This window comes from Litoreibacter sp. GN1-5 (assembly GCF_055693805.1).
In genome coordinates this window covers 2,914,267-2,939,891 of the sequence record NZ_JBVFUP010000001.1, presented here as the reverse complement: position 1 = coordinate 2,939,891, position 25,625 = coordinate 2,914,267, and the positions used below count along the sequence as shown (strand labels likewise).

The window sequence follows — 25,625 nt, the reverse complement described above, 5'->3', positions numbered from 1 at the left end:
CGAATTTGTCCCTTAATGCTTCCCGCCCTTCCAGCGAAAGGGTCACACCATCAAAGATCAAAATTTTTACAGCTTGCCAGACAGATGCAGCTCGACGTCCTCAATCCGGTCCTGACCCCAGAACCGTTCATCACCGATGATATATGTTGGCGCGCCAAACACCCCGGCATTTACCGCCTCTTCCAGATTGGCAGCATATTCTTCGGCCCCGGCCAGAAGGCCGCTCTCGGCCAGTGCCGGGTCAAATCCGGCCCCCTCAAGAACATCGCGCACGACGTCATCCTCGGCAATATCGCGGTCTTCGGCCCATACCGCGCGGGTAAAGCCATGGACCAGCGCACCAAGATTGCCACCACCGGTCTGTTGCGCCGCAATTATTGCGTAAGAACTTGGCGCGGGATTCGTAGGCCAATGGGCAGGTTTCAGATTCAGCGGCAATCCCGTCTTGACCGAACTGCGACGCAGTTCTTGCAAGCGCCATTCCTGACGCGAGACGTGCCGATCTTTCGGCGGCGTCCCGCCAGTCCGCGCGAACAATCCCATAATATCGAGCGGTTTGTAGGTGATCGTCGCACTGTGCTTGGCTGCTACCTCTTCCAGACGTGTTCCAGCGAGGTACGTATAAGGGGACAACGTGGCAAAATAGTAGTCGATATGCGCCATGAACGGGCTTCCTTCAGTAATGGGTTTGCAGGACCGTAGCTGGGTGATAAGCGATGTTCAACGCTGCGGCGCGGGAGGCTGTAGTGAATTGCTGCACCTTGGGGACGACCACATGCCATCTAATTCTGAACCGAAGCTTATTTCGGGCAATGCCAACAAAGCACTCGCCACATCCATAGCCAAACGCATGTCTATGCATCGAGGCCTAACCGTTGATCTGGTCGACGCCCGTGTCGAGCGCTTCAATGATGCCGAAATCTTCGTGGAAGTTTTCGAAAACGTCCGGGGTGAGGATATGTTCATCATCCAGCCGACGTCGAATCCGGCCAATGACAATCTGATGGAACTGCTGATCATGACGGATGCGCTGCGTCGATCCTCTGCTGCGCGCATCACCGCCGTGATCCCCTATTTCGGGTACGCCCGTCAGGATCGTCGGACCAAGGCCCGAACTCCTATTTCCGCCAAGCTGGTGGCCAACCTGATCGCTGAGGCCGGGGTTGAGCGGGTTCTGACCATGGATTTGCACGCCGCCCAGATCCAGGGCTTTTTCGACCTACCCGTGGACAACTTATACGCCTCGCCGGTTTTTGCACTGGATATCAAGCATCAGTTCAAGGACATGAGCGACGTGATGGTTGTTTCCCCTGACGTAGGTGGCGTGGCCCGCGCCCGCGAACTTGCGCAACGCGTCGGTGCGCCGCTGTCCATTGTCGACAAGAGACGGGAAAAAGCAGGTGAAGTGGCCGAGATGACTGTCATCGGCGATGTCTCAAACAAACGCTGCATCATTGTGGATGACATGGTCGATACCGCAGGAACATTGTGTAAGGCTGCTGAAGTCTTAACCGCAGCCGGGGCGACCGAGGTACATTCCTACATCACCCATGGTGTTCTGAGCGGACCTGCCGTTGAGCGTATTAGCAAATCTGTGATGAAACAGCTTGTGATTACAGACTCTATCGAACCAACCGAGGCAGTAAAAACCGCCAAGAACATCCGCATTGTTCCCACAGCACCGTTATTTGCCCAAGCCATCTTGAACATATGGGGTGGCACCAGTGTGTCATCGCTGTTTGAATCGGACACGCTAAGTCCGATCTATGAGGGATGGTATCCGGGTAGCTAATAGAGTTCCCAGGTATCTTCGTGTTTCAGTTGACCAATCGCCATCCAGTTGGCGCGCACGCGGGCGATGCGCGTATCGCCCCAAGTCCTGAAGACGATGTCGAAACCTGACTCCGAGATGTCTTCGGCCTGAATGTCCGCACGTAGGTTGGTCTTCTGGTCCATATCCCACATGCTCAGCGTCACATGAACGACAGGCGGCGCTATGAAGTTATCTGAAAACGTGGCGCGGCTCCGATGTTCTCGTGGGCCAGTACCAGCCCACATCGGGCCGTCATCTTTAAAATCGGAAAATAGAATAGACGATCCTTGATCGACGCCAATCAAATGATTGCTTAACCGTTGCATTCTTTACCCTTCCGAACTGCAAAATACGCGCAGGACATAAATAAATTAACCTTAACAAATGGAAAAAGCCCCACGAAAAGTGAGGCTTTCACCCAAAAATTACCTGACAAGCAAAAAAAAAGCCAGTCGGTTTACTTTGTGCTCAACCCAATATGATCGCCCATCGCCACCATATCCGCTAACAATTTGGCAGCATCATCAACGGGCCCAGGTTCGTTCTTGGCATCTTCCTGAGCTTTTGCATGGGCTTCGCGAGCTTTAGAAACCATCTGGTCATAGATTTCCTGCGTCACATCACCTTTGTGGATCGTGTGTTCCGCAAGAACCGACACGCTGCCACCGGTGATCTCGGCAAAGCCGCCTGAGATCAGATATTCATCCGTACCCCCGTCATGCACAACACGGAGCAGGCCGGGCCTCAGAGACGTGATTGTCGGCGCGTGATTGGCCATCGCCGTCAGATCGCCCTCTGCACCGGGTATCTGAACCTCGCTCACCTGAACGGACGCTAGCCTGCGTTCAGGTGAGACCAGATCGAATTGCATCATATCAGCCATTCGGCCCCCTTATGCCGCGTCGGCGGCCATTTTCTCGGCTTTGGCAACCACTTCAGAAATACCACCAACCATGTAGAAAGCGCCTTCTGGCAAATGATCATATTCACCAGCCACAACAGCTTTGAACGATGCGATTGTATCTTCAAGCGGCACCTGAACACCGTCAGAACCAGTGAACACTTTCGCCACATCGAAAGGTTGCGACAGGAAGCGCTGAATTTTCCGGGCGCGGGCCACGGTCAATTTATCCTCTTCGCTCAATTCATCCATGCCAAGGATGGCAATGATGTCTTGCAGCGACTTATAGCGTTGCAGAATACCCTGAACATCGCGGGCGACCTGATAGTGCTCTTCGCCCACAACCTGCGGATCAAGGATCCGGGAAGTACTGTCCAGCGGGTCCACAGCAGGGTAAATCCCCAGCTCTGAAATGGCACGGGACAAAACAGTCGTCGCATCAAGGTGCGCAAACGATGTCGCAGGTGCCGGGTCAGTCAAGTCATCCGCAGGCACGTAAATCGCCTGAACGGATGTAATGGACCCGGCTTTGGTTGACGTAATCCGTTCCTGCATTTGTCCCATGTCAGTCGCCAGCGTTGGCTGATAACCAACAGCAGACGGGATACGACCCAAAAGCGCCGACACCTCAGACCCAGCCTGAGTAAAGCGGAAAATGTTATCGACAAAGAACAAAACATCTGTGCCGGACTGATCGCGGAACTGTTCGGCCATGGTCAGGCCAGACAGCGCAACCCGCATCCGCGCGCCGGGCGGTTCATTCATCTGGCCATACACCAGCGCCACTTTGGATTTGGTCAGGTCTTCCGCGTCGATAACACCTGAATCAATAAATTCATAATACAGGTCGTTCCCTTCACGGGTCCGCTCACCAACACCGGCAAAGACCGAAAACCCTGAGTGCACTTTGGCGATGTTATTGATCAGCTCCTGAATCAGAACTGTTTTACCCACACCGGCACCGCCAAACAGACCAATCTTGCCGCCCTTCGAGTACGGGGCCAGCAGATCAATCACTTTGATACCCGTCACCAGAATATCGGATGAAGTCGCTTGTGCTTCAAAAGCAGGGGCTTCGGCATGGATCGACCGGCGTTCAGAAGCCTCAACAGGCCCCTTTTCGTCCACAGGTGCACCCACAACATTCATGATCCGCCCAAGGGTCGCCTCACCCACTGGAACTGTGATCGGGCCACCTGTATCTGTCACAACCTGACCGCGAACCAAACCTTCGGTGGCGTCCATCGCAATCGCACGTACCGTATTTTCACCAAGGTGCTGAGCGACTTCCAACACCAGCTCTTTGCCATTGTTGTCGGTTGTCAGCGCGTTCAGAATTTCGGGCAGATGATCTTCGAACTTCACATCGACGACCGCGCCAATGATCTGTTCGATTTTGCCAACAGCGGCTTTCGCTTTTGCCATTTTGTTTCTCCGTTGTCTCAGAGCGCCTCAGCGCCCGAAATGATTTCGATAAGCTCGTTGGTAATGACAGCCTGACGCGAGCGGTTGAATTGAATGGTCAATTTGTCGATCATGTCGCCCGCATTTCGCGTGGCGTTATCCATTGCCGACATCCGCGCACCTTGCTCAGATGCGCCGTTTTCCAGAAGCGCACTAAAGATTTGCGTAGCCACAGCGCGCGGTAGAAGATCAGCAAGAATGCCTTCTTCGCTTGGCTCGTAGTCGTATAGTGTGGATTCTTCAGCGCTCTCTTCAAACGAAGCAGGAATAATCTGCTGCTCGGTCGGGGTCTGAGAAATCACTGACTGAAACTTGGAGTAGTAAATCTTCGCTACATCAAACTCACCAGCGTCGAACCTTGCCAGAATATCCTTGGCAATATCGGCCGCATTCTCATAACCGACGCGTTTAACATGACTCAGATCGACATGACCGATAAGGTGGTCGCCCAGATCCCGTTTAAGGGATTCACGCCCTTTCTTACCGACAGTCAGAATTTTGACGGTCTTGCCAGCCTCAAGCAGCTTTGCGGCCTCCTGTTTCGCAAGTTTCGCGATGTTGGAGTTGAAGCCGCCACACAAGCCACGTTCTGCTGTCATGACAACAAGCAAATGAACCTTATCCGCGCCCGTGCCCGACAAAAGCTTCGGCGCAGAGTCCGATCCTCCCACCGATTGCGCAAGCCCGGCCATCACCGCATTGAAGCGTTCTGAATAGGGCCGCCCAGCCTCCGCCGCCTCTTGCGCGCGGCGCAGTTTTGCAGCGGCGACCATTTGCATCGCTTTGGTGATCTTGCGGGTCGATTTGACCGACTCGATCCTGTTTTTAAGGTCCTTAAGACTTGGCATCTGCCCGGCCCCTTATGCGAAGTCTGCGGCGAATGCGTCCAGTGCGGCTTTGATCTTATCTTCAGCCTCGCCCTTGATCTTAGGATCTTCCGTTGTGAGATATGTCAGCAAGTCAGCGTGTTTGCTGCGCAGATGCGCCAGCAAGCCAGCCTCGAAGCGACCCACATCTTTCACGTCAATCTTGTCGAGATATCCGTTCGTACCCGCATAGATCACACAAACGATCTCGGCATTGGTCAGCGGCGAATATTGCGGCTGCTTCATCAGCTCGGTCAGACGGGCACCACGGTTCAGCAATTGCTGAGTCGCCGCATCCAGATCAGAGCCGAATTGAGCAAACGCAGCCATCTCGCGGTACTGCGCCAATTCCAGCTTCACTGGGCCGGCAACGGATTTCATCGCGTTGGTTTGCGCAGATGACCCAACACGTGACACAGACAGACCTGTATTCACCGCAGGACGGATACCCTGATAGAAAAGCTCTGTCTCAAGGAAAATCTGACCGTCCGTGATCGAGATCACATTGGTTGGAATAAAGGCCGACACATCGCCGCCTTGGGTTTCAATGATCGGCAGGGCGGTCAACGACCCGGCCCCGAAATCTTCGTTCAGCTTGGCCGAACGTTCCAGCAGGCGTGAGTGCAGATAGAAAACGTCACCGGGGTATGCTTCGCGGCCGGGTGGACGGCGCAGAAGCAACGACATCTGACGATACGCCACAGCTTGTTTGGAAAGGTCATCGTAAACGATCAAGGCGTGCTTGCCATTGTCACGGAAATATTCCGCCATGGCCGTTGCCGCATATGGTGCAAGAAACTGCATCGGGGCAGGTTCTGACGCTGTTGCGGCTACGATGATCGAATATTCAATCGCACCAGTCTCTTCCAGCTTTTTCACCAGCTGCGCCACGGTCGAGCGTTTCTGCCCAACAGCGACATAGACACAATACAGCTTTTTCGATTCGTCATCGCCGGCTGCATCATTATAGGATTTCTGGTTCAGGATCGTATCCAGCGCCACAGCGGTTTTACCGGTTTGGCGGTCGCCAATGATCAGCTCGCGCTGACCACGACCAATCGGGATCATGGCATCTACCGATTTCAGACCCGTTGCCATCGGCTCGTGAACCGACTTACGTGGAATGATACCCGGTGCCTTAACATCCGCAACCGAGCGGGTCTTGGTCTTGATAGGGCCCTTGCCATCCAGCGGATTGCCAAGCGCATCAACAACACGGCCAAGCAGCGCTTCGCCAGTCGGTACATCCACGATGGAATTCGTGCGCTTTACCGTGTCGCCTTCTTTGATGTCCCGGTCAGAGCCGAAAATAACGACGCCGACATTGTCGCTTTCCAGGTTCAGCGCCATTCCCATGATGCCGCCCGGAAATTCGACCATCTCACCGGCTTGTACATTGTCCAGACCGTAAACGCGGGCAATACCATCACCAACACTCAGCACGCGACCAACCTCGGCCACTTCAGTCTCTTTGCCAAAGTTCTTGATCTGGTCCTTCAGGATCGCAGAGATTTCTGCAGCTTCGATCGCCATTATCCGACCTCTTTCATGGAATTCTGGAGGGATTCGAGTTTCGAACGGATCGATGTGTCGATCATCTTCGAACCCACTTTTACAACAAGACCGCCAATGAGGCTCTCATCGACGGCCATATTAATTTTCACATCTTTGCCGACAGTCGCTTTTAGCGTCTCAGCAAGTTTTGTTTGTTGTGCTTTCGTCAGGGCCGTCGCGGCAGTCACTTCGGCAGTGACTTCACCCTTCTCGTCGGCAATCAGCTTACGAAGCTCCGACACAAGTTGCGGCAAAACGAAAAGACGTCGTTTGGCGGCCATCAGGCTTAACGTGTTTGTCACGATGGGCGATAGCTTCATCTTGGCAGCAATTGCCGAAACTGCTTTCGCCTGATCATCCCCGGAATAAATCGGAGACGAAATCAAAGATTTGAAATCAGCACTGTTGGAAAGGGTCACATCAAGCGCATCAACATCTGTTTCAAGCGCTTTCAGCTTTTTGCCTTCCTTGGCCAATTCGAAGACAGCAGTCGCATAGCGAGATGCGATGCCAGTGGAGATCGAGATTGGTTCGGACACGTCCACCCTTCCGATGACTTGAGACCTGTGCCCTGACATAGCAGAGTTTCGGCCAATACAAAGGGGCACGCGAAAACGCATCCCCCGAAATCAGCGGTGATGTATCAAAGCCCTGCCGATGTCGCAACAAGGAATACGGTTCAAATCAATTGTTTTGCTTTTGATGCCGGATTTAAAATCTCAGCAGGAATAGTTTCCAAAATGGAACCATTTAGTCGACCCGATACAAACTTTGTCACAACAAGCTTTCGCGCCCCGCCGCTGGGGCCGGGTTGCCTTCAAGTGCACGCAGCGGCACGTGAACCGGAGCCCTCAAGCCCTTTTTCTTAGGGGCATAAACCTGTTTACTTGCCTCTACCAACAAGATCCCCCCTGCATATCGGGACGAAAGCTTTTGGCCAATCCGCTCCCACATTTGCGCCGAGCGTAACCAGAATCGTTTCTCGCTTGGCGGGACAAATAACGCGGCACGATGTGCTTCCGGTACAAAAGAATGCGCCGCCAATTGCGCTTCAAGCTGGCTTAAAGAGTAAGGACGACCAGAATCCAAAGGGCGTGGCATCACGCCGCGACCACAATCCCGCACGGTTTGGCACAATGAACAAAGCCCGCCCCCCCGGTGCCAGAACACGCCAGCATTCTTCCAGCAGCGACGATGGATTCTCACTTGTTTCAAGCCCATGCATCACAATCAGCTTGTCCGCCTGCCCCGATTGCATTGGCCATAGTGTCTCTTCGCACAAAACCGACACATTATCCTGACCCGCAGGCCAATGCATCACACCTTGCGGACCCGGCATAAGCGCAATAACCCGCCGCGCATTGACCATATAGGGCCGCAGAAGCGGCACGGCAAAACCGAATCCTGCCAGCGTTTGCCCATCCGCGTCATTCCAGAACATTTTCACCTGATCCAGAATCGCCCGCTGCGCAACACGCCCAAGCTGGGTGCGATAGTAAAAACTCTTTAGATCAAGTACATCAAGATACATGCGGACACTGCCTTGGGCTTTCAAACATCATAGAGAAGTGACGGGAATTATCTACGCTTTCCCGGCACTTGAACCACTCAAGTACAGCATTAAATATGACTTGAAAGAAACATTAGTGGTAGTTTTCTGAACAATGCCTAATTTTCACCAGAAATCGCTCATAAGGTGAAAATATCTGCCGATCACGGTCAATGTGATCAAAAATAACTTGAAGATTTGTTTTTTAAACCGAACTGTAAGACTCAGAGGCAATGGTTGTGACCGGGTCCTCGACCCGGAAGCTGCCCTCACAAATAAGGAGCACTTGGGTGCCATCATTTTCGGACACTCTTGAACGAGCCATTCATTCAGCGCTTGCGCAAGCAAATTCGCATCGCCACGAATTGGCCACACTGGAACACCTTCTGTTCGCGTTGACGGATGAACCCGACGCGGCAAGGGTCATGAAGGCGTGCGGCGTCGATCTGGACGTTTTGCGCAACGCACTGGCAGAATTTATCGAGGAAGAGCTTTCAACGCTCGTCACAGACGTTGACGGGTCCGAGGCAGTGCCTACAGCAGCTTTCCAGCGCGTCATACAGCGCGCAGCAATTCATGTGCAATCTTCAGGTCGAACCGAAGTTACTGGCGCAAATGTGCTGGTCGCCATCTTTGCAGAACGCGAATCAAACGCTGCTTTCTTCCTGCAGGAACAGGACATGACCCGTTACGACGCGGTCAATTTCATCGCCCATGGCGTGGCAAAAGACCCCAATTTCGGTGAAGCCCGTCCGATCACAGGCGCTACAGATTTCGAAGATGACCCCTCCATCGAGACAGGCGGGGAAGACAGTGACGCCAAAGAAACTGCACTGGCGAAATACTGCGTCGATCTGAACGAGAAATCCCGTAAAGGCGACGTGGACCCGCTGATTGGCCGCGATCACGAGGTAGAGCGGTGTATTCAGGTTCTCTGCCGCCGCCGCAAGAATAACCCGCTTCTTGTGGGGGATCCGGGCGTGGGCAAAACCGCTATTGCAGAAGGCCTGGCCCATAAGATTGTTCAGGGCGAAACGCCCGAGGTTCTTGCCTCGGCCACTATCTATTCGCTTGATATGGGCGCATTGCTGGCTGGCACCCGTTACCGTGGTGATTTTGAGGAACGGCTGAAAGCAGTGATGTCGGAACTTGAAGATCACCCTGATGCGGTTCTGTTCATTGACGAAATCCACACGGTCATCGGTGCGGGCGCCACATCTGGCGGCGCAATGGATGCATCCAACCTGCTCAAGCCTGCCCTGCAAGGCGGCAAGCTGCGCTGCATGGGCTCAACCACCTATAAGGAATTCCGTCAGCATTTTGAGAAAGACCGCGCGCTGTCCCGCCGGTTCCAGAAAATCGATGTGACCGAACCATCGGTCGATGATGCTGTGAAAATCCTGAAAGGGCTGAAGCCGTATTTTGAGGACCACCACGCGATAAAATATACATCCGATGCGATCAAATCCGCAGTGGAGCTGTCTGCGCGCTATATTCACGACCGCAAATTGCCAGATAAGGCAATCGATGTGATTGATGAAGCCGGAGCGGCGCAACATCTGGTTGTCGAATCGAAGCGTCGTAAAACGATTGGCATCAAGGAAATCGAGTCGGTCGTGGCCAAGATTGCCCGCATCCCACCGAAGACTGTGTCAAAGGATGATGCTGAAACACTTAAAGATCTTGAGAAAGCCCTGAAGCGTCAGGTCTTTGGTCAGGACAAAGCGATTGAAGCTCTGGCATCTTCTATCAAACTTGCCCGTGCGGGTCTGCGTGAACCAGAAAAGCCTATCGGCAATTACCTTTTTGCGGGGCCAACCGGTGTTGGTAAAACCGAAGTTGCGAAACAGCTTGCCGATACGCTGGGTGTCGAGCTGATGCGCTTCGATATGTCCGAATATATGGAAAAACACGCCGTTTCCCGCCTCATTGGCGCACCTCCGGGCTATGTAGGCTTTGATCAAGGGGGGATGCTGACCGACGGCGTGGACCAGAACCCTCATTGCGTGCTGCTGCTGGACGAAATCGAGAAAGCGCATCCGGATGTCTACAACATCTTGTTGCAAGTGATGGACCACGGCAAGTTGACCGATCACAACGGACGGACAACGGATTTCCGCAACGTGATCCTGATCATGACATCCAATGCAGGGGCGTCAGATATGGCGAAAGCCGCCATCGGGTTTGGCCGCGACCGGCGCGAGGGCGAGGATACCGCTGCGATTGAGCGAATCTTCACGCCCGAATTCCGGAACCGTCTGGATGCTGTGATCAGCTTTGCCCCATTGTCAAAAGATGTCATCAACCGCGTGGTCGAGAAGTTTGTGCTCCAGCTTGAAGCGCAATTGATGGACCGCAACGTCACAATCGAACTGACACCAAAAGCAGCAGAATGGCTTGGTGAGAAAGGCTATGACGAACGTATGGGTGCACGCCCTCTGGGCCGGGTCATTCAGGAAGAGATCAAGAAGCCGCTGGCCGAAGAACTACTGTTTGGCAAACTCGCCAAAGGCGGCGTCGTGAAGGTCGGCATCAAGGATGGCAAGATTGATCTGAAAATTCTCGAACCCGAGAATGCGCGCATCTCATCACGCAAGAAACCACCTCTGCTAACCGCAGAGTAAAAGTATCAAAGCTGAAAAAGCCCTCGTAACTGACAGTTACGGGGGCTTTCTTATTTCTCGGTCAGTTTCAGCTCGATCCGGCGATTCTGGGCACGCGCCTCGGGCGTGTCTTCGCCATTGATAGGTTGGAATTCCCCGAACCCGTTCGCAGCTAACCGGTCCGCCGGAATACCCAGTTCTTCGGACATATAGCGCACCACTGACAAAGCGCGTGCCTGACTGAGTTCCCAATTGTCGCGGTAGCGACCGCGCCCGGTCAGAGGCAGATTATCCGTATGCCCGTCTACGCGGATCACCCAATCCAGCTCGTCCGGTATATCATTGGCCACGCTCTGCAGAATGCTGGCAACTTTGGCAATCTCGCTCTGACCGGCTGGCGACAACTCGGCGCGGGCCGTGTCGAAAAGCACCTCGGATGAAAATACAAAGCGGTCGCCTTCTATACGCACCCCTTCCTGATCCCCCAGCAACCCCCGCAAGCGACCAAAGAACTCGGAACGATAATTCTCCAACTCTCTCGCTTCTTCTTCCAGACGCTTGCGTTCGGCCTCTTCCAACGCAGCACGGCGCCTTTGTTCAGAAGCTGCCTGCGCTAATGCAGCATTCAACTGAGAGCCCAGCGCCTGTATCTCGACATCCGCCTCTTCATCGCGCGACTGCGCCGCATCCAAAAGCCCCTGCAAAGACCCAAGCTGAGAGCGCAAGGTTGCAACCTGCTGGTTCAACACTTCAACCTGACGCAGGCTGTCAGCACTTAGCGCCTTTTCCTGCGATAGTTGACTTTGCGCTGTCGCAAGAAGGGCATCGCGTTTCTGCGCTTCGGTCAGGCTGGTGATTTTCAGCTCATTCAGCTCTTCATCCAACTGACCCTTCGCCGCATTCGCGGCTGCCAGCAATGTTAGCGTATCCTCGGCATCCTGCCGTTGTTTTTCCAGCGCGAGCGTCATCGCAGTTAGTTCTGCGCCTGCATCCTTCAACTTCTCGCGCAAAGCCTCTGCCGCTGCTGCATCAGCCAGCTTGGCGGTTTCTGCATCGGATAACGCTTTGTCCTGTGCATCGCTCTTGGCCTCTAAATCCGCCACAAGCGCCTGCAAGGCATCCCGGCGCGCCGCAGCAAGCCGAGCGGTTTCTGTTGTGATGTCGATCTCGTCCCGTGCTTTGGCAAGGGCCAGTTGCGCTGCTTCCTTCTCGGAGATTTCACGGGCTAGGCCTGCCTCGATATCCTCTATACGGGCGCTCAGGGCGGTATTTTCGCTTGTTGCCGCATCACGCGCCTCAGTTAGCGTGCTCACTTGCCCCTGCAAATCAGAGCGTTCGGCCAGAAGCCCGGCCACCTGTTCTTCAAAGCTGCTGATCCGCCCTGCCTGCTGTTCGGACTGTGTTGTCAGAGACGAAATCAAAGCTTGTTGCTGCTCGATCTGGGTCAACCGCTCTTGCAAGGCACCATCCAACTGCACGATCTGGTCTTCCAGATTGGCACCTTTCTGCTGCTCCAGCCCCAAGGCACCAGCCAGGCTTTGCACCTGCGCGCTCAGCTCATCCAGTTCTGTGTCCTGGTTCGTGATAGTTTCGCGTAACATGAATTGCACGATCATAAAGATTGACAACACAAACACGAGAACCAGCAAAAGCGCCGTCATTGCATCAACAAATCCGGGCCAGATGTTGGCTTCAAACCTTTGTCCGGAGCGACGCGTCAGAGCCATAGCTTACTCCACCACAACGGTCAGTCGTTCGAATAGCTTGATCAGCTTGACCAGATCATCATGCACAACGGTGAGGCTTTCCTTATGCCCCGATGCCATATCTTCCTGTATCCTGGTCAGCTGCGTATCGATTGAACGCAGGCGCATGCGGCTTTCAGGATCAACGCCATCATCTTCCTGAACCCGTGCCAAATGCTCGATCAAAAGCTCCTGACCATCCGCAACCCGGTTCAATGCTTGGGTCGTCTCTACCGTCGTCTCAAGCCGGGCCGTCAAACTACCAAGCGTGCTTGTCAGAATGTCCAGTTTTTCTTCTGTGGCCTTACGACCTGCCTCTGATCCGGTAAACAAAAGCTGCAGGCTGTCGATCTGTTCGACCATATGATCCAGAACTGTTGCCACAGCGGTCTGATCGAAGCCTCCACCATCCGCTTCACTGGACAGAAAGCCAACGCGCGTAATAGTGCTCAGCCATTCTTCCAGCTCACGGTAGAAACGGTTCTGACCATGACCCGCGAACAGTTCCAGCAAACCAACCACCAACGAACCGGCCAACCCCAAAAGGGATGATGCAAACGCAGTCCCCATGCCTGCAAGCTGCCCTTCAAGACCGTTCATCAGCTTGCCAAAGACCTCAACACCGCTTTCCCCTTCCTGCGGATTCAGCGACCGGATTGTGTCGACCACACCGGGGATTGTCGTTGCCAAGCCATAGAATGTCCCTAGAAGGCCCAGGAAAATCAAAAGGTTGATGATATATCGCGTGATATCACGCGCCTCATCCATACGGGTGCCGACTGAATCTAGGATGGTTCTGGACGAGGATGCACCGATCTGGCGCAGCGCCCCGCGTGAGCTGAGCAAAGCCGCCAGAGACGCCATCAACTGGGGTGGATGCAGCCCAAGCTGTTGCGCGTCCTCTTTCGCAAAAGCCTCGATCCACGACACCGAAGATGTCAGTTGGAACACCTGCCAGAAACACGCGATCACGCCAACCACGAACACCGCTAGAATGACACCGTTCAGATAGGGGTTTGCCAAGAAGACCGGGGCAACACTTGGGTAAATCAGATAGCTGCCAGCAGCAACCAGCCCAAGTATGACAAACATCAAAACAATCTGCCGAACTGGCTGGCTAAACTTCGGCCTGTCGCCCCGTAATGGGAATTCCATGAACTTGCCCTTGTGACGCTCGTTATTTCTTTTTCAGAACAATACGTGTGGCTTAGTATTTTTCCAAGCCTAATGTCAGAACCGGCTTTCGCTAAGGCTACGCACACGGGCAACAAGCCAATCCAGATCGGAATCTCCGATACCGATCTCGGCCAGATGCGACGTCGTATTGAACAGGTACTCGGTATTCGGACCACGCCCACCCACCGCATTGGCAATAACCTGCGCCTGATGTTCCAGAGACAACCCACCACAATACTGCACGTGGTTAGGATCAATGACATATGTTACGGCTTTGACCTGCCGCCCATCCCGCAGGCGCAGCGGGCATACCTGCTCCAGATAAGCTGACGAAATCAGCTCTCGTTCGCGCAGATAAGCCAGTGTATCGGCGCGCTGATCATCTGGCACCCGCAAGGCGACACCGTCGCAATACGCCCCCTCTGCCGCATCAAGCGCCAGAACCAGCCCCGGATCGTCCTGCGTACCTCGGTGATGAATAGACCACATGCAAAATGATCGGTGGTAGTCATGCAACCGCGCAATCTGCTGCTCGGCCACATCAAACCCCGGATCCCAGACCAGCGATCCGTATCCAAAAACCCATAGCGGCATTTCATTCATCAGTCTGGCCCTCAGTTCACACACTCTGTAGACAGGAACAGCCAGACGGTTGAAAGAGGAAAAACAACGATGCGGTGGCTTCTGAGAATTGTCCTGACGGCAGCAGTGCTCTGGTCGGGCTACTGGTTCATCGGCGCCGGCACGACCGAGACCGCTGCGACCAAATGGATGGAAGATCGCCGTGCCGAGGGCTGGCAGGTGGAATATGCCGATCTGGGTGTCGCTGGCTTTCCGAACCGCTTCGATACAACCATCACCGAGGTACAACTGACTGATCCCGATACCGGCATTTCGTGGGTCGCCCCATTTTTTCAGGTCTTTCTGCTCAGCTACCAACCAAATCACATGATTGCCGTGTGGCCCAGTTCTCAGGTGTTTGCGACACCCTATCAGAAGGTCACAATCGAAACCGAAGAGATGACGGCCAGCCTGACGGTCAAACCCAAAACCTCGCTTGAGCTTAATCAGGCCAATCTGGTGATGGACACCGCCAGTTTCGTCTCGGATACGGGCTGGGAAGCCGGATTTGAAAACCTGCGCGCCGCAATACGCGGGACCGAAGGTAAGCCGCTGACCTATGACATAGGGCTTGAGGCAAACGCGCTGATCCCCGGTGATGAGCTGCGCGCGATCCTTGACCAAAGCGGCAAACTGCCCGACGTGATCGAAGGCGTCCGTTTCGATGCTGAGGTGGGCTTCGACAAACCCATAGACCGCTTTGTCATCGAAGATGCCCGGCCGGGCATCACGTCCTTGTCGATAAACGAAGCCCGCGGCACATGGGGGAGCTTGAACTGCGCGCCAAAGGCACAATGACAGTCGACAGCGCGGGCCTGCCCGAAGGTAACCTTGCGGTCAACGCCCGCAATTGGCGTGAAATGCTGAAGCTGGCCGTTGATGCGGGTGCGCTGAATGCGGACATGGCCAATGCAGTCGAAAAAGGTCTAAGCTTCGTCGCGCAGGCATCAGGCAACACCAAAAGCATCGACATCCCGCTGAGCTTTGCCAATGGCTCAACCTATATCGGCCCTATTCCGATTGGTCCCGCGCCTGTCATTGCACTACGTTAACGACAATAGCTTCCGGACCTGTAGCGCGCGGTATCAAAGTGAAAATGGTCTTGGTGAAACCTATCAGAGTTCGGCCCAAGCACCGTCCCAAATGGGCCGCACGCGCTTTTATGCATCTGTCGCAATAACTTGCCCTGAGAAGAATTGCGCCATCCCCGCAGTACTGTAATCTCCTGACCATTATTAAGGTTGATGGCCGAGATATCTATGGCCCGCCCTTTTCCATGCTCTGAAATACGCGTGCCCTTCTGGTTGTTACGCGTCCGGCACGCATAATGCGCCGCAACACGCAGGGATTTAACCCCACCGCCCAGATTTCCAATTGTCGGTTTCAGCCCATTTTGAACCCAGCTTTTCAGGGCTTTCGCAGTCGTACAATCCAGACTAGCGGCTTGTGTCAGGCCAACCCCGTCTATTTCTGTAATGCGCACCGGGTTTGCGATACCACAGCCGGATCGTCCGCGAATTGCTGGAATGACCTTACCGCGAATGCTCGGATCGCCACAGACAGACCCTGCCACCGAGCGTGATACTTTTGGCGCTGTCCTCGCCTGCCGCGCCGCCCGACGCTCTGCCCTGCGGATTGCCCGTGCTGCCCGACGTTCCAGCGCGCGGGTGCGTTTCGTCGGACGTAAAGATTGCGCAACAGCCAACGGCGAAACCGGATTGACCCGTTGCTGCACAGGCTCCGCCTGCTGTGGCTCAGCGATCTTTTGCGGCGCTACCTTGGACGGGCGTTCAACAGGTTTGATGGCAGGTGTTGGCGAATTTTCCTGAGCAACAGGCCGCGGCGTTGGTGTCTGCGCATAGCCGGACACAGGCAGTAGCAACATTAGTAGCGGAAAGAATAGTCTACCCATTTCAACCATGCCCACGTCCGAAGTCCGGCGCGTCTGTATCCTGACCCGCTTCGATGATCCCGCGCCGGATTGCACGCGTGCGGGTAAAATAGTCATGTAAATGGTCCCCATCCCCTGTGCGTATTGCACGTTGTAGGGCGAACAGCTCTTCGGTAAAGCGACCAAGGATTTCCAGCGTCGCATCTTTATTGCTCAGGAACACATCACGCCACATGGTCGGGTCCGAGGCGGCAATCCGCGTGAAATCCCGAAACCCTGCCGCCGAGTATTGCACCACCTCGCTATCAGTCACGCGCCCCAGATCATCCGCCACACCAACCATTGTGTACGCGATCAAGTGCGGCGCATGGGATGTAACAGCCAACACCAGATCATGGTGATCCGGGTCCATCTCATCAACATTCGAGCCCAGCGCGCGCCAGAATGCGACCAGCTTGTCCTTCGCCGCCTCATCTGTACCCGGCAAGGGCGTGAGCAGGCACCAACGATTGTCAAACAACTCGGCAAAGCCCGCACGAGGCCCAGATTGTTCCGTCCCGGCAAGCGGATGCGCCGGGATGAAATGCACATGTTCCGACAAATGGGGTCGCACCGCCTCGATCACTGCCCGTTTGGTAGACCCCACATCCGACAAGGTCGCCCCTTGCGCCAAGTGCGGTGCGATTTCGGCAGCCAGCTGTCCCATAGCCCCTATCGGCACACAAAGTATCACCAGATCAGCGCCGCTTACCGCATCAACAAGGGTCTCGGCAATCTGGTCACAAAAACCAATCTCACGCGCAGTCTCGCGCGTTGCCTCAGAGCGCGCGTATCCCACGACCTCACCCACCTGTTCGCTGCGCCGAATGGCATGCGCTATCGAAGAGGCGATCAACCCAAGCCCAATCAGCGCAACGCGTTTGTAAAGTAGGCTCATGACAAATCACCTATGAATGCTGCAATCGCATTGACGACACGCTTGCACGCAGTCTCGTCGCCCATTGTAATGCGCAGACAATGGGGCAAGCCATAGCTTGCCACGGGTCTCACAATCAGGCCTTTGCTTTTCAAATAAGCATCACAGGCCGTTGCCTGCGCCGTATCGGCAAGGCGCACCAATATGAAATTGGCGGACGATGTATCAGACGGCAGACCCAGTTCTGCCAGCTTATGTGCCAGCCATGCGCGCATTCTCGCGTTCTCGGATCGGCATTTATCTGTATATGCCACATCCCGCATTGCCGCCTCGGCCGCCTTCAGTGCAGGGCCAGACAAATTGAATGGCCCGCGTATGCGGTTCAGCGTATCGATGATATGTTGCGGCCCATACCCCCATCCCACGCGCAAACCGCCCAGACCATAAATCTTGGAAAACGTCCGTGTCATGAAGACGTTGTCGCGCGCATCAATCAGGGCCTTACCCGCATCGTAGCCATCCACATATTCTGCATAGGCCCCATCCAGCACCAGCATAGCCTGTTCCGGCAAACCATCCGCCAGCCGGGCCAACTCGGCGTTAGAAATCATTGTACCGGTAGGGTTGTTCGGATTCGCAATGAACACCAGCCGCGTGCGGTCTGTACACGCCGCCAGCAACGCATCCACATCCGTGACGCGATCCCGCTCGGGTGCGGCAACAGGTGTCGCCCCGGCAGCCAGGGCCGAAATGCGGTACATCGCAAACCCGTGTTCCGTATGCAGAACCTCATCCCCCGGCCCGGCATAGGCGTAACACAGGAACGAGATGATCTCGTCCGACCCGGCGCCACAAATCACGCGAGCCGGGTCCACCCCCTGAATCTCGCCAATCGCAGTACGCAGGCTTTCATGGGATGTGGACGGATAGACATGCAACTGCCCAGCAGCTTGGCGAAACGCGTCCAGCGCATGCGGGCTTGGGCCAAACGGATTCTCGTTCGAAGATAGCTTCACCACATCTGCCACGCCCGGCACATGCGCAGCGCCCCCCTGATAGAGTGCAATATCCATAATGCCCGGTTGCGGCGTGAGTGTCATAACAGCAATCCTGTTCCCCAAGTTCCATGGGTTTTAGCTTTCGCTCGCGTCCTTGGGAAGACATCACAGCTTGTCTTGAGAAAAATACTCAAATCCATTCCATCAGTAAAAGCTCTGCGGATCGATATCTATGGCCAGCCGTAAATCACCTTTGAGCTTCACCCCCTTCACCCATTGCGTCAAAGCAGCCTGCAACGGCACCCCTTTCGGGGCTTTCACCAGCAAGCGGACCCGGTGCCGCCCGCGGACACGCGCAATGGGCGCCGGTGCTGGGCCATAGACCTGCGCGCCAAGCTTGCGCAAAGGTGCATCATTGCGCGCCAGATGATTGCCCAGATCAAACACCGGACCGACCTCTGGTCCCGACAAGACGATCCCGGCCATTCGGCCATAGGGTGGCATCCCCGTCTGTTCCCGCTCAGCCGCTTCGGCGGCCCAAAATCCTTCTTCATCACCACTCAGGATAGCCCGGATCACCGGATGTTCGGGCTGAAATGTCTGAAGCAGGGCCAACCCCTTTTTCTCGGCCCGCCCGGCACGACCCGCAACCTGTCGCATAAGTTGAAACGTCCGTTCCGCAGCACGCAGGTCAGACCCTTGAAGTCCAAGGTCCGCATCGATGACACCCACCAACGTCAATAAGGGAAAGTTATGCCCCTTTGCCACCAGTTGGGTTCCAATGATGATATCTGCATCCCCCGCCGCAATCGCCTCAATCTGCGCCTTTAGCTGACGCGCCGTGCCATACAAATCTGACGACAGAACTGCCACGCGCGCCTCTGGGAACAGCGCAGAGACCTCCTCGCCCATCCGTTCAACGCCTGGCCCAACTGGGGCCAATCGGTCTTCGGCACCGCAAGAGGGACAGATCGTCGGCATCGGTTTCGTCTCACCGCATTGATGGCACATGAGACGCTTCAAAAATCGATGCTCAACCATGCGCGCATCGCAGTGCTCACAGCCAATCTGATGCCCGCATGCCCGGCACAGCGTCACCGGCGCATAGCCCCGGCGATTTAGGAAAATCAGCGATTGTTCCCCTACAGCCACCCGCGCCGAGATCTCATGCTGCAAGCTTGGCGACACCCAGCGCGACCCCGGCAAATCCTCGCTGCGCATATCTATCGCGCGCATATCCGGCAGCACCGCCGCCCCAAAGCGTGAGGTCAGTTCAAGCCGTTGGTACTTCCCGGCCTCCGCATTGGCCCAGCTTTCCAGCGACGGTGTGGCCGACGCCAGCACCACACGCGCCGCACAGACAGAGGCCCTTAACACGGCCATATCGCGGGCGTTGTACAACACGCCATCTTCCTGCTTGTAGGATGTGTCGTGTTCTTCATCCACGACGATCAGCCCCAGATCGCGATATGGTAAAAACAGCGCCGACCGCGCGCCGACCACCAGTTGTGCGCCACCTTCGCCGACCATGCGCCAAACCCGGCGACGCTCGGTCATGGTGACGCCAGAATGCCATTCCGCAGGCTTTGCGCCAAATCGCGCTTTCACACGGGTCAAAAATTCTGAGGTCAGCGCAATCTCGGGCAATAACACCAATGCTTGTCGTCCGGCACGCAGACAGGCGGCAACTGCCTCCAGATACACTTCCGTTTTGCCAGACCCGGTCACACCCTTAAGCAAGGTCGTCGCGTAGCCATTCCCCTGGCTCAAGCGCGCCACAGCACTGGCCTGATCTTCGGTCAACTCTTTGCCCGGCAGGTTGGGGTCAAGCCGCGCGAAAGGTGTGTCACGCGGCGTATCCTGCTCAAACACCGCATCCTTTGCCACCAGCCCCTTGATCACCGATGCGCCAACCCCGGCCTGTTCAGCCAGTTCTTTCAAGGTAAACACCTGATCGGCAAACTCTTCCAGCACCGCCAGTACTTTCTCGCGGGCAGGCGTCATGCGGTCCACCTCACCGTGGCCCAGTTTGTAAATCTTGCGCATCGACGGCGGATCCCCCAACCCCGGTGCGCGCGTTGCCAACCGCAACATCGCAGGCATCGACGTCAACGTGTAAGCCCCCGCCTTCATCAGGAACTCTCGCATGTCCTCACGCATTGGCGGCACATCCAGCACCCGAATGACCGACCGCACTTTGGAGATATCCCAATCCCCGCGCCCCGACCCCCAGATCACACCCAGTACTTTGCGCGGCCCCAAAGGCACCTCAACAAAAGCGCCTTCAAAGCACCCACCTTCCGGTGCTTTGTAGTCCAGCACCCGGTCCAACGGTTGCGTGGTCAGCACGCCAACCAGCTCACCCTCGTGAAAAAACCCCGCACTCACACTTCCGGGCCTCCACGACATGCGTTACACCAGCCCCAACCGACACAGGAGCAAGCCATGAAATTCTTCGTAGACACCGCCGAGATCGACGCCATCAAGGAACTCAATGACCTTGGAATGGTAGATGGCGTGACCACCAACCCATCCCTGATCATGAAATCAGGCCGCGATATTCTGGAAGTCACAAAAGAAATTTGTGATCTGGTAGATGGCCCTGTCTCGGCCGAGGTCGTCGCAACAGAGGCCGATGACATGATCGCCGAGGGCCGCAAGCTGGCTAAAATTGCTGACAACATTGCTGTGAAAGTTCCACTCACTTGGGCTGGTCTTAAAGCCTGCAATGTACTGACGAATGAAGGCAACATGGTCAACGTGACATTGTGCTTCTCTGCCAACCAAGCGCTATTAGCCGCCAAGGCGGGCGCCACGTTCATCTCTCCCTTTATTGGGCGGTTGGATGACCTCAACTTGGACGGCATGGAGCTGATCGCAGATATCCGGGAGATTTACGACAATTATGGTTTCGAGACGCAAATTTTGGCGGCCTCGATCCGCAGCGTAAACCATATGTCCGACGCCGCCAAGATCGGCGCAGATGTCGCAACTGCACCTCCGGGCGTGATCAAGCAAATGGCAAACCACGTCCTGACGGATAAAGGCCTTGCGGCGTTTATGGCGGATTGGGCCAAAACGGGTCAGAAAATCCTCTGACCTCACAGAAACGTGACGCCCTGAGGGGGTTTGTGAATCCGGCTGGCTCAACTACCCTTGCGCGGCAGAGGGAAGACCTATGAAGAAGCAACGCAACCGCGGCAATCAGAAAGCCAAGCGCAAGACCGTCACCCAGACGGCCGAGCCAGAGTCGTTTGACCGACGCAAACTGCTGCGCAATGTCGCCATTGGTAGCGTTGCTCTAGCTGGGGTTGGGGTGTTTAGTGTGCGCGCAGTTCGGGCCACGATGTTCGAGCACGACCTGTCCCGCATTGGTCAGGGTCGGCCTTCGGTTGTGCAAATCCATGATCCCCAATGTCAACTTTGCACCACTTTGCAACGGCAAGCCCGCAAAGCTCTGGGTAATTTTGAGGAAGACGATATCGACTATGTGGTCGCTAATATCCGCACGCCCGAAGGTCAGAGTTTCGCCAACTTCCATGGCCAGCCCCATGTCACACTGATGCTGTTTGACAGCCGTGGTAATGTACGCGAAGTGCTAAATGGCGTCCGTCAAGCGTATGAATTGCGCGAAGCTTTCGACGCCCATATCAAGGCTGATCGTCGCGTTAATTAAATTATTATCAGTTGTTTAACGGCAATATAACGCACGGCTCACGCCGCGCCTGCAATCAATAAGAACCTTTTCTCTTTCATCAAAAGGTATCCGCCTCGTGTTGAGGTGGCCGGCACTGTTGTGCCGGATGTTTAACAAGTAATTTTGAGAGGAAATTTCCATGGCTGTAAACAGAAGACAGCAATCTTTCATAGCCCGAACCGCCGCCGCTGAAATGGCGCGGGATCGGGAACACCCCAACCATCTTGCCAATGGTGATGAGCAGAAGTTCTCAGGCGCAAAATACGCGCTGAGTTTCACCAAGGGGCTCGATCACGACGATACAACCGGGTTGATCAAGGAGGCTGACCACTTCAAAGCGTTCCGTGAAGCAATTGATGCGGGCCATATAGACGCTTTCACCAACCGCGTGCCAGTGCCAGCCTGCGAGCCTAAGCGTCGATTATGGGAAGCCCCGACCGCAGGCACGGCCTATGATCTGGAAGGCCCCGACTGTCAGGCCGTGACCATGGCGCCTGCTCCTGCCCTTGGCTCGGACGAGCTTTCTTTTGAGATGGCCGAGGTCTATGAATTGGCTCTTTTACGCGACGAGCCACTGGAAAACTTCTCGACCACAGGCAGCGCCACCGTGCAAGCTTCGGTCGACCGTCTCAATGGATATGCCTACGCGCAAGATGGCTTCCCCGTGCGACCACGCAAGGCGGACGGCAAAACGATCACGGCTCAGACCGCCTTCCGTGGGTCTTCGCGCGGGGTCGAGGTTGGGCCTTACGTCTCGCAATTCCTGCTTCTGGGTAACAATGCACTTGGCGGTACGGATACGCATGTTGCGGGAAATATTGGCTACGGCGCGCTGACGATCTGCCAGAAGCTGCCCAAAGCAAAACAGATTGATTTTATGACTACCTGGACAGATTGGCACAAAGTTCAGCAAGGGTGTGATGTCAACGACGGTTCGCCCGGTCAGGAATTCGTCTCCGATCAACGGACCTTTATCCGTACCCCACGCGATTTGGCGACATATGTGCATTTCGACGCGCTTTATGAAGCTTACTTGAACGCTTGCCTGATCCTGTTGGGCATGAAGACACCGTTTGATCCTGCGTTTTCAAATGTTGCCGGGATGCGCGATGGCTTCGCAGCCGGGGATGGGTCAAACAAACGGCAATTGAATGCTGGCGGTTTCGCGCTTTATGGGGGGCCGCATATTCTGACCCTTGTCACCGAGGTCGCAACGCGAGCGCTGAAGGCCGCGCGGTTCCAGAAGTTCAACACCCATATCCGGGCGCGCCCCGAGGTGTTGGCCGCGCGCATCCACAAGACTGATCATCTTGAGACGCACTATCCGCAATTTTGCGGTGATCTTGCCGCAACACGCGCGGGCATTGATCCAACAGTGCAAGAGATTTGCAAAAAGAACCCCGGCAAGAACAATGCGCTTCTGCCTATGGCCTACGCGGAAGGCTCACCAATGCACCCATCCTATGCTGCAGGTCATGCGACCGTTGCCGGGGCTTGCGTTACCGTGCTGAAAGCCTTCTTCGACACCGGTACTGTTTTGACAAACAGAGGCGGCAATGCCGCTTTCCGCCACCCAGAAACAGGGGATACGCCCATTGCCTATCAGGCCGATGCAACCGGCTGCATGCTGTCCCCTCATGAACCGGATTGCCCGCTGACCTTGGAAGGTGAGCTGAACAAGCTCGCTGCCAATATCTCTATCGGGCGCAATATGGCGGGGGTACATTTCTTCTCGGACTATTATGACAGCGTGCGCATGGGGGAAGAAATCGCCATCGGACTTCTGCAGGAACAGGCGATCTGCTACCCGACCGACCCATTTGTGATGTCTGTGCCAAAATTTGATGGCGAGACTATACGCATCGGAGCCCGATAAACAAAAGCCCCTGCGCAGACGATGAAAACCTGCGCAGGGGCCATCTGCAAAACCGCCTGTCCCTTAGTCAAATCCCTTCACTGTGTCCTCTGCGGATCAGATCTGGCAAAAGCGAAACTGCGAGGATGAAATCCCGCGCGTCCCGCAGTATAGTCAGAAAAAAGACGTCGAAAAATGAGGACAGAAAATGAGCAGTGAAGCCCAAACGCTTGATGCGTTGCGCGAAAAGATTATCTCAAAGCCAGAAGTTATTCTTGAAGATCAAGATCTTATGAAAGCCCTTATCACAGCGAATGAACGCGCGCTGGGGGGCAATATCGTTGACCTGCGTGGCATTGCCATGGATCGTCTGGAACGCCAGCTTGGTCATCTAGAAGACACACACCGCACGGTCATCGCTGCTGCCTACGACAATATCAGCGGGATGCATATGGTCCATAATGCTGCCTTACGCATTTTAGAGCCTACGGATTTCGCACAGTTCCTGAACATCCTGACGCGCGAATTACCAGATATTTTACAAGTTTCCCGCACACGCCTGATTTTGGAAAGTCAGGACAGCCCCGATAGTCTGGGGTTCGAAGCTGTCCTATCCGTGGTCGAACCCGGCGTGGTCGACCATTACATCAGCGCTGGACGTGATATTGCGATCCGCCCCGTAACGCTGCGGCAGGTCTCGCCGGCATCGGAAGATGTCTACGGCATCGCAGCTACGCGTATTTCATCCGAGGCGCTGCTGAAACTTGACCTTGGCGAAGGCCGCTTACCCGCCCTACTGGCGATAGGGTCCGAAGACCCAAGCCAGTTCCGCCCCAGTCAGGGCACCGATCTTCTGGCGTTCTTTGGCGCTGTGTTTGAACGGACCTTGCGTCGCTGGCTGGCATGAGCCTGATTTCGCCCGCGGCACGCGATAGGCTTGAGGCGTGGCTGACCCATCTCAAAGCGCTGGACAATGTCGCTGACAACACAATCGAGGCCTACCGCCATGATGTTGTAGGCTTCCTGAGTTTTTTGGCCCAGCATCTTGGGGAGGCAACCGGCCTTGCCCCGTTGAGACAGGTCAAGCAGATCGACATGCGGTCCTGGATGGCATCCGAGCGATCCCGAGGCGTTTCGGCGCGCAGTCTTGCCCGGCAGCTTTCAGCAGTGAAAAGCTTCTATCGCTGGTTCGCAGAACGCGACGGGTTCGAGGCCACAGCCGTATTGGCCACCCGCGCCCCGAAATTTCACAAAAAGCTGCCCCGCCCGTTGGCCAAAGACGCAGCGCGCGCCATGATCGACATGGTCGATACGCAGGCTCGTCAGGATTGGATTGCAGCCCGCGATACGGCAGTTGTAACCTTGCTTTATGGGTGCGGATTGCGAATTTCCGAGGCTCTGTCACTGACCTATGCGGACACGCCCTTGCCCGATGTCCTGCGCATCATCGGCAAAGGCGGTAAAGAGCGCATCGTTCCCGTTATCGATCCCGCCCGTAATGCTGTCGCGCAGTACGTGAAACTTTTACCTTACGAGCTGGCCCCAAAAGATGCCCTGTTTCGTGGCGCCCGCGGAGGGCCGCTCAGCTCACGATTGATCGCCAAAGCCATGGAAAGCGCCCGGATGCAACTTGGCATGCCAGCAACAGCGACACCGCACGCCATGCGCCATTCCTTTGCAACACATCTGCTGGAGGCTGGCGGCGATTTGCGCGCAATACAAGAATTGCTGGGTCACAGCTCTTTGTCCACAACACAGGCCTACACCGCAGTCGACACAGTCCGCCTGATGGAAGTTTACGACCGTGCCCACCCGCGCGCCACCGGTTGATACACTGCCTTAAAGGCAGCTGGGTATATGTCAGGAACACAACAAAACCTCACGCCATTGTGTAAAACTTTTTAACCACATTTCCGATCAGCTATGCGAACAAGGTGCGACATTTTGTCGATGATGTTTATTCACACCGAAGGAAG

The 25,625-nt window shown here is 55.3% G+C and carries 21 protein-coding genes and 2 pseudogenes; 8 read left to right on the top strand and 15 right to left on the bottom strand.

The features are described 5' to 3' along the window. Positions 1–66 precede the first annotated feature (66 nt). On the bottom strand, positions 67–663 hold the full coding sequence (locus tag ACZ1HF_RS14660) for a DsbA family protein (RefSeq protein ID WP_472658206.1): 597 nt from the start codon (positions 661–663) through the stop codon (positions 67–69). 112 nt (positions 664–775) lie between these two features. Between ACZ1HF_RS14660 and ACZ1HF_RS14655 the strand changes: the two genes are divergently transcribed. Then, positions 776–1,792: a ribose-phosphate pyrophosphokinase gene (locus ACZ1HF_RS14655; RefSeq protein WP_472658205.1), complete on the top strand. Its 1,017-nt coding sequence runs from the start codon at positions 776–778 to the stop codon at positions 1,790–1,792. Here the strand turns inward: ACZ1HF_RS14655 and ACZ1HF_RS14650 are convergent. The 7 genes and pseudogenes from ACZ1HF_RS14650 to ACZ1HF_RS14620 form a co-directional block, all read right to left on the bottom strand. Further along, positions 1,789–2,139 carry an H-type lectin domain-containing protein gene (locus tag ACZ1HF_RS14650; protein ID WP_472658204.1) on the bottom strand — a complete coding sequence of 117 codons (351 nt, stop codon included), beginning with the start codon at positions 2,137–2,139 and terminating at the stop codon, positions 1,789–1,791. The genes ACZ1HF_RS14655 and ACZ1HF_RS14650 overlap by 4 nt on opposite strands. A 131-nt stretch (positions 2,140–2,270) precedes the next feature. Then, positions 2,271–2,696 (bottom strand): F0F1 ATP synthase subunit epsilon, encoded by a 426-nt coding sequence (locus tag ACZ1HF_RS14645; RefSeq protein WP_472658203.1) that lies wholly within the window; start codon positions 2,694–2,696, stop codon positions 2,271–2,273. A 9-nt stretch (positions 2,697–2,705) separates the two neighbouring features. Then, a complete protein-coding gene (gene atpD, locus ACZ1HF_RS14640) occupies positions 2,706–4,139 on the bottom strand; it encodes a F0F1 ATP synthase subunit beta (RefSeq protein WP_472658202.1) in 1,434 nt (477 codons plus the stop codon). Between the two features lie 17 nt (positions 4,140–4,156). Further along, complete coding sequence (locus ACZ1HF_RS14635; RefSeq protein WP_472658201.1) at positions 4,157–5,026, bottom strand: F0F1 ATP synthase subunit gamma; 870 nt, start codon at positions 5,024–5,026, stop codon at positions 4,157–4,159. 12 nt (positions 5,027–5,038) lie between these two features. After that, entirely contained in the window at positions 5,039–6,577 is a 1,539-nt protein-coding gene (gene atpA / locus ACZ1HF_RS14630) for a F0F1 ATP synthase subunit alpha (RefSeq protein ID WP_472658200.1), read from the bottom strand. Then, positions 6,577–7,137: a F0F1 ATP synthase subunit delta gene (locus tag ACZ1HF_RS14625; protein WP_472658199.1), complete on the bottom strand. Its 561-nt coding sequence runs from the start codon at positions 7,135–7,137 to the stop codon at positions 6,577–6,579. The genes atpA and ACZ1HF_RS14625 overlap by 1 nt, the downstream gene beginning before the upstream one ends. A 235-nt stretch (positions 7,138–7,372) precedes the next feature. Then, positions 7,373–8,129, bottom strand: a pseudogene (locus ACZ1HF_RS14620) (methyltransferase domain-containing protein). Between the two features lie 308 nt (positions 8,130–8,437). On the opposite strand from ACZ1HF_RS14620, the gene clpA reads away from it, so the two are divergent. After that, positions 8,438–10,771 carry an ATP-dependent Clp protease ATP-binding subunit ClpA gene (gene clpA / locus ACZ1HF_RS14615; protein WP_472658198.1) on the top strand — a complete coding sequence of 778 codons (2,334 nt, stop codon included), beginning with the start codon at positions 8,438–8,440 and terminating at the stop codon, positions 10,769–10,771. Between the two features lie 50 nt (positions 10,772–10,821). Here clpA and ACZ1HF_RS14610 read toward each other — a convergent pair whose 3' ends face one another. The 3 genes from ACZ1HF_RS14610 to ACZ1HF_RS14600 all read right to left on the bottom strand — a co-directional run bounded on the left by ACZ1HF_RS14610 (position 10,822) and on the right by ACZ1HF_RS14600 (position 14,265). Further along, positions 10,822–12,477, bottom strand: a complete 1,656-nt coding sequence (locus ACZ1HF_RS14610; RefSeq protein ID WP_472658197.1) for a peptidoglycan -binding protein — start codon at positions 12,475–12,477, stop codon at positions 10,822–10,824. Between the two features lie 3 nt (positions 12,478–12,480). Beyond that, positions 12,481–13,650, bottom strand: a complete 1,170-nt coding sequence (locus ACZ1HF_RS14605; RefSeq protein WP_472658196.1) for a biopolymer transporter ExbB — start codon at positions 13,648–13,650, stop codon at positions 12,481–12,483. A 75-nt stretch (positions 13,651–13,725) separates the two neighbouring features. Next, entirely contained in the window at positions 13,726–14,265 is a 540-nt protein-coding gene (locus ACZ1HF_RS14600) for a gamma-glutamylcyclotransferase (RefSeq protein ID WP_472659058.1), read from the bottom strand. A gap of 78 nt (positions 14,266–14,343) precedes the next feature. Between ACZ1HF_RS14600 and ACZ1HF_RS14595 the strand changes: the two are divergent. Then, positions 14,344–15,344: pseudogene (locus ACZ1HF_RS14595) on the top strand (DUF2125 domain-containing protein). On the opposite strand, the gene ACZ1HF_RS14590 reads toward ACZ1HF_RS14595, so the two are convergent. The 4 genes from ACZ1HF_RS14590 to ACZ1HF_RS14575 form a co-directional block, all read right to left on the bottom strand. Then, positions 15,341–16,204: an extensin-like domain-containing protein gene (locus ACZ1HF_RS14590; RefSeq protein ID WP_472658195.1), complete on the bottom strand. Its 864-nt coding sequence runs from the start codon at positions 16,202–16,204 to the stop codon at positions 15,341–15,343. The pseudogene ACZ1HF_RS14595 and the gene ACZ1HF_RS14590 overlap by 4 nt on opposite strands. A 1-nt stretch (position 16,205) precedes the next feature. Next, complete coding sequence (locus ACZ1HF_RS14585) at positions 16,206–17,120, bottom strand: prephenate/arogenate dehydrogenase family protein (RefSeq protein WP_472658194.1); 915 nt, start codon at positions 17,118–17,120, stop codon at positions 16,206–16,208. After that, complete coding sequence (gene hisC, locus ACZ1HF_RS14580) at positions 17,117–18,199, bottom strand: histidinol-phosphate transaminase (protein ID WP_472658193.1); 1,083 nt, start codon at positions 18,197–18,199, stop codon at positions 17,117–17,119. Before hisC ends, ACZ1HF_RS14585 begins: the two co-directional genes overlap by 4 nt. A 102-nt stretch (positions 18,200–18,301) precedes the next feature. Next, positions 18,302–20,506 carry a primosomal protein N' gene (locus ACZ1HF_RS14575; RefSeq protein WP_472658192.1) on the bottom strand — a complete coding sequence of 735 codons (2,205 nt, stop codon included), beginning with the start codon at positions 20,504–20,506 and terminating at the stop codon, positions 18,302–18,304. A gap of 36 nt (positions 20,507–20,542) precedes the next feature. On the opposite strand from ACZ1HF_RS14575, the gene fsa reads away from it, so the two are divergent. The 5 genes from fsa to ACZ1HF_RS14550 all read left to right on the top strand — a co-directional run bounded on the left by fsa (position 20,543) and on the right by ACZ1HF_RS14550 (position 25,479). Continuing rightward, positions 20,543–21,196 carry a fructose-6-phosphate aldolase gene (fsa, locus tag ACZ1HF_RS14570; protein WP_472658191.1) on the top strand — a complete coding sequence of 218 codons (654 nt, stop codon included), beginning with the start codon at positions 20,543–20,545 and terminating at the stop codon, positions 21,194–21,196. Positions 21,197–21,275: 79 nt separating this feature from the next. After that, complete coding sequence (locus ACZ1HF_RS14565) at positions 21,276–21,773, top strand: thioredoxin domain-containing protein (protein WP_472658190.1); 498 nt, start codon at positions 21,276–21,278, stop codon at positions 21,771–21,773. Between the two features lie 160 nt (positions 21,774–21,933). Beyond that, a complete protein-coding gene (locus ACZ1HF_RS14560) occupies positions 21,934–23,670 on the top strand; it encodes a vanadium-dependent haloperoxidase (protein ID WP_472658189.1) in 1,737 nt (578 codons plus the stop codon). Positions 23,671–23,857: 187 nt separating this feature from the next. Continuing rightward, positions 23,858–24,556, top strand: coding sequence for a DUF484 family protein (locus ACZ1HF_RS14555; RefSeq protein ID WP_472658188.1), 699 nt, complete (start codon positions 23,858–23,860; stop codon positions 24,554–24,556). Next, positions 24,553–25,479, top strand: a complete 927-nt coding sequence (locus tag ACZ1HF_RS14550) for a tyrosine recombinase XerC (protein ID WP_472658187.1) — start codon at positions 24,553–24,555, stop codon at positions 25,477–25,479. Before ACZ1HF_RS14555 ends, ACZ1HF_RS14550 begins: the two co-directional genes overlap by 4 nt. The last annotated feature ends 146 nt before the right edge of the window (positions 25,480–25,625 follow it).

Bases quoted from the DNA above. Each gene is read 5' to 3' on its own strand.
- ACZ1HF_RS14660 (WP_472658206.1), bottom strand. From the start codon at position 663: ATGGCGCATATCGACTACTATTTTGCCACGTTGTCCCCTTATACGTAC.
- ACZ1HF_RS14655 (WP_472658205.1), top strand. From the start codon at position 776: ATGCCATCTAATTCTGAACCGAAGCTTATTTCGGGCAATGCCAACAAA.
- ACZ1HF_RS14650 (WP_472658204.1), bottom strand. From the start codon at position 2,139: ATGCAACGGTTAAGCAATCATTTGATTGGCGTCGATCAAGGATCGTCT.
- ACZ1HF_RS14645 (WP_472658203.1), bottom strand. From the start codon at position 2,696: ATGGCTGATATGATGCAATTCGATCTGGTCTCACCTGAACGCAGGCTA.
- atpD (WP_472658202.1), bottom strand. From the start codon at position 4,139: ATGGCAAAAGCGAAAGCCGCTGTTGGCAAAATCGAACAGATCATTGGC.
- ACZ1HF_RS14635 (WP_472658201.1), bottom strand. From the start codon at position 5,026: ATGCCAAGTCTTAAGGACCTTAAAAACAGGATCGAGTCGGTCAAATCG.
- atpA (WP_472658200.1), bottom strand. From the start codon at position 6,577: ATGGCGATCGAAGCTGCAGAAATCTCTGCGATCCTGAAGGACCAGATC.
- ACZ1HF_RS14610 (WP_472658197.1), bottom strand. From the start codon at position 12,477: ATGGCTCTGACGCGTCGCTCCGGACAAAGGTTTGAAGCCAACATCTGG.
- ACZ1HF_RS14605 (WP_472658196.1), bottom strand. From the start codon at position 13,650: ATGGAATTCCCATTACGGGGCGACAGGCCGAAGTTTAGCCAGCCAGTT.
- ACZ1HF_RS14600 (WP_472659058.1), bottom strand. From the start codon at position 14,265: ATGCCGCTATGGGTTTTTGGATACGGATCGCTGGTCTGGGATCCGGGG.
- ACZ1HF_RS14590 (WP_472658195.1), bottom strand. From the start codon at position 16,204: ATGGGTAGACTATTCTTTCCGCTACTAATGTTGCTACTGCCTGTGTCC.
- ACZ1HF_RS14585 (WP_472658194.1), bottom strand. From the start codon at position 17,120: ATGAGCCTACTTTACAAACGCGTTGCGCTGATTGGGCTTGGGTTGATC.
- hisC (WP_472658193.1), bottom strand. From the start codon at position 18,199: ATGACACTCACGCCGCAACCGGGCATTATGGATATTGCACTCTATCAG.
- ACZ1HF_RS14575 (WP_472658192.1), bottom strand. From the start codon at position 20,506: ATGTCGTGGAGGCCCGGAAGTGTGAGTGCGGGGTTTTTTCACGAGGGT.
- fsa (WP_472658191.1), top strand. From the start codon at position 20,543: ATGAAATTCTTCGTAGACACCGCCGAGATCGACGCCATCAAGGAACTC.
- ACZ1HF_RS14565 (WP_472658190.1), top strand. From the start codon at position 21,276: ATGAAGAAGCAACGCAACCGCGGCAATCAGAAAGCCAAGCGCAAGACC.
- ACZ1HF_RS14560 (WP_472658189.1), top strand. From the start codon at position 21,934: ATGGCTGTAAACAGAAGACAGCAATCTTTCATAGCCCGAACCGCCGCC.
- ACZ1HF_RS14555 (WP_472658188.1), top strand. From the start codon at position 23,858: ATGAGCAGTGAAGCCCAAACGCTTGATGCGTTGCGCGAAAAGATTATC.
- ACZ1HF_RS14550 (WP_472658187.1), top strand. From the start codon at position 24,553: ATGAGCCTGATTTCGCCCGCGGCACGCGATAGGCTTGAGGCGTGGCTG.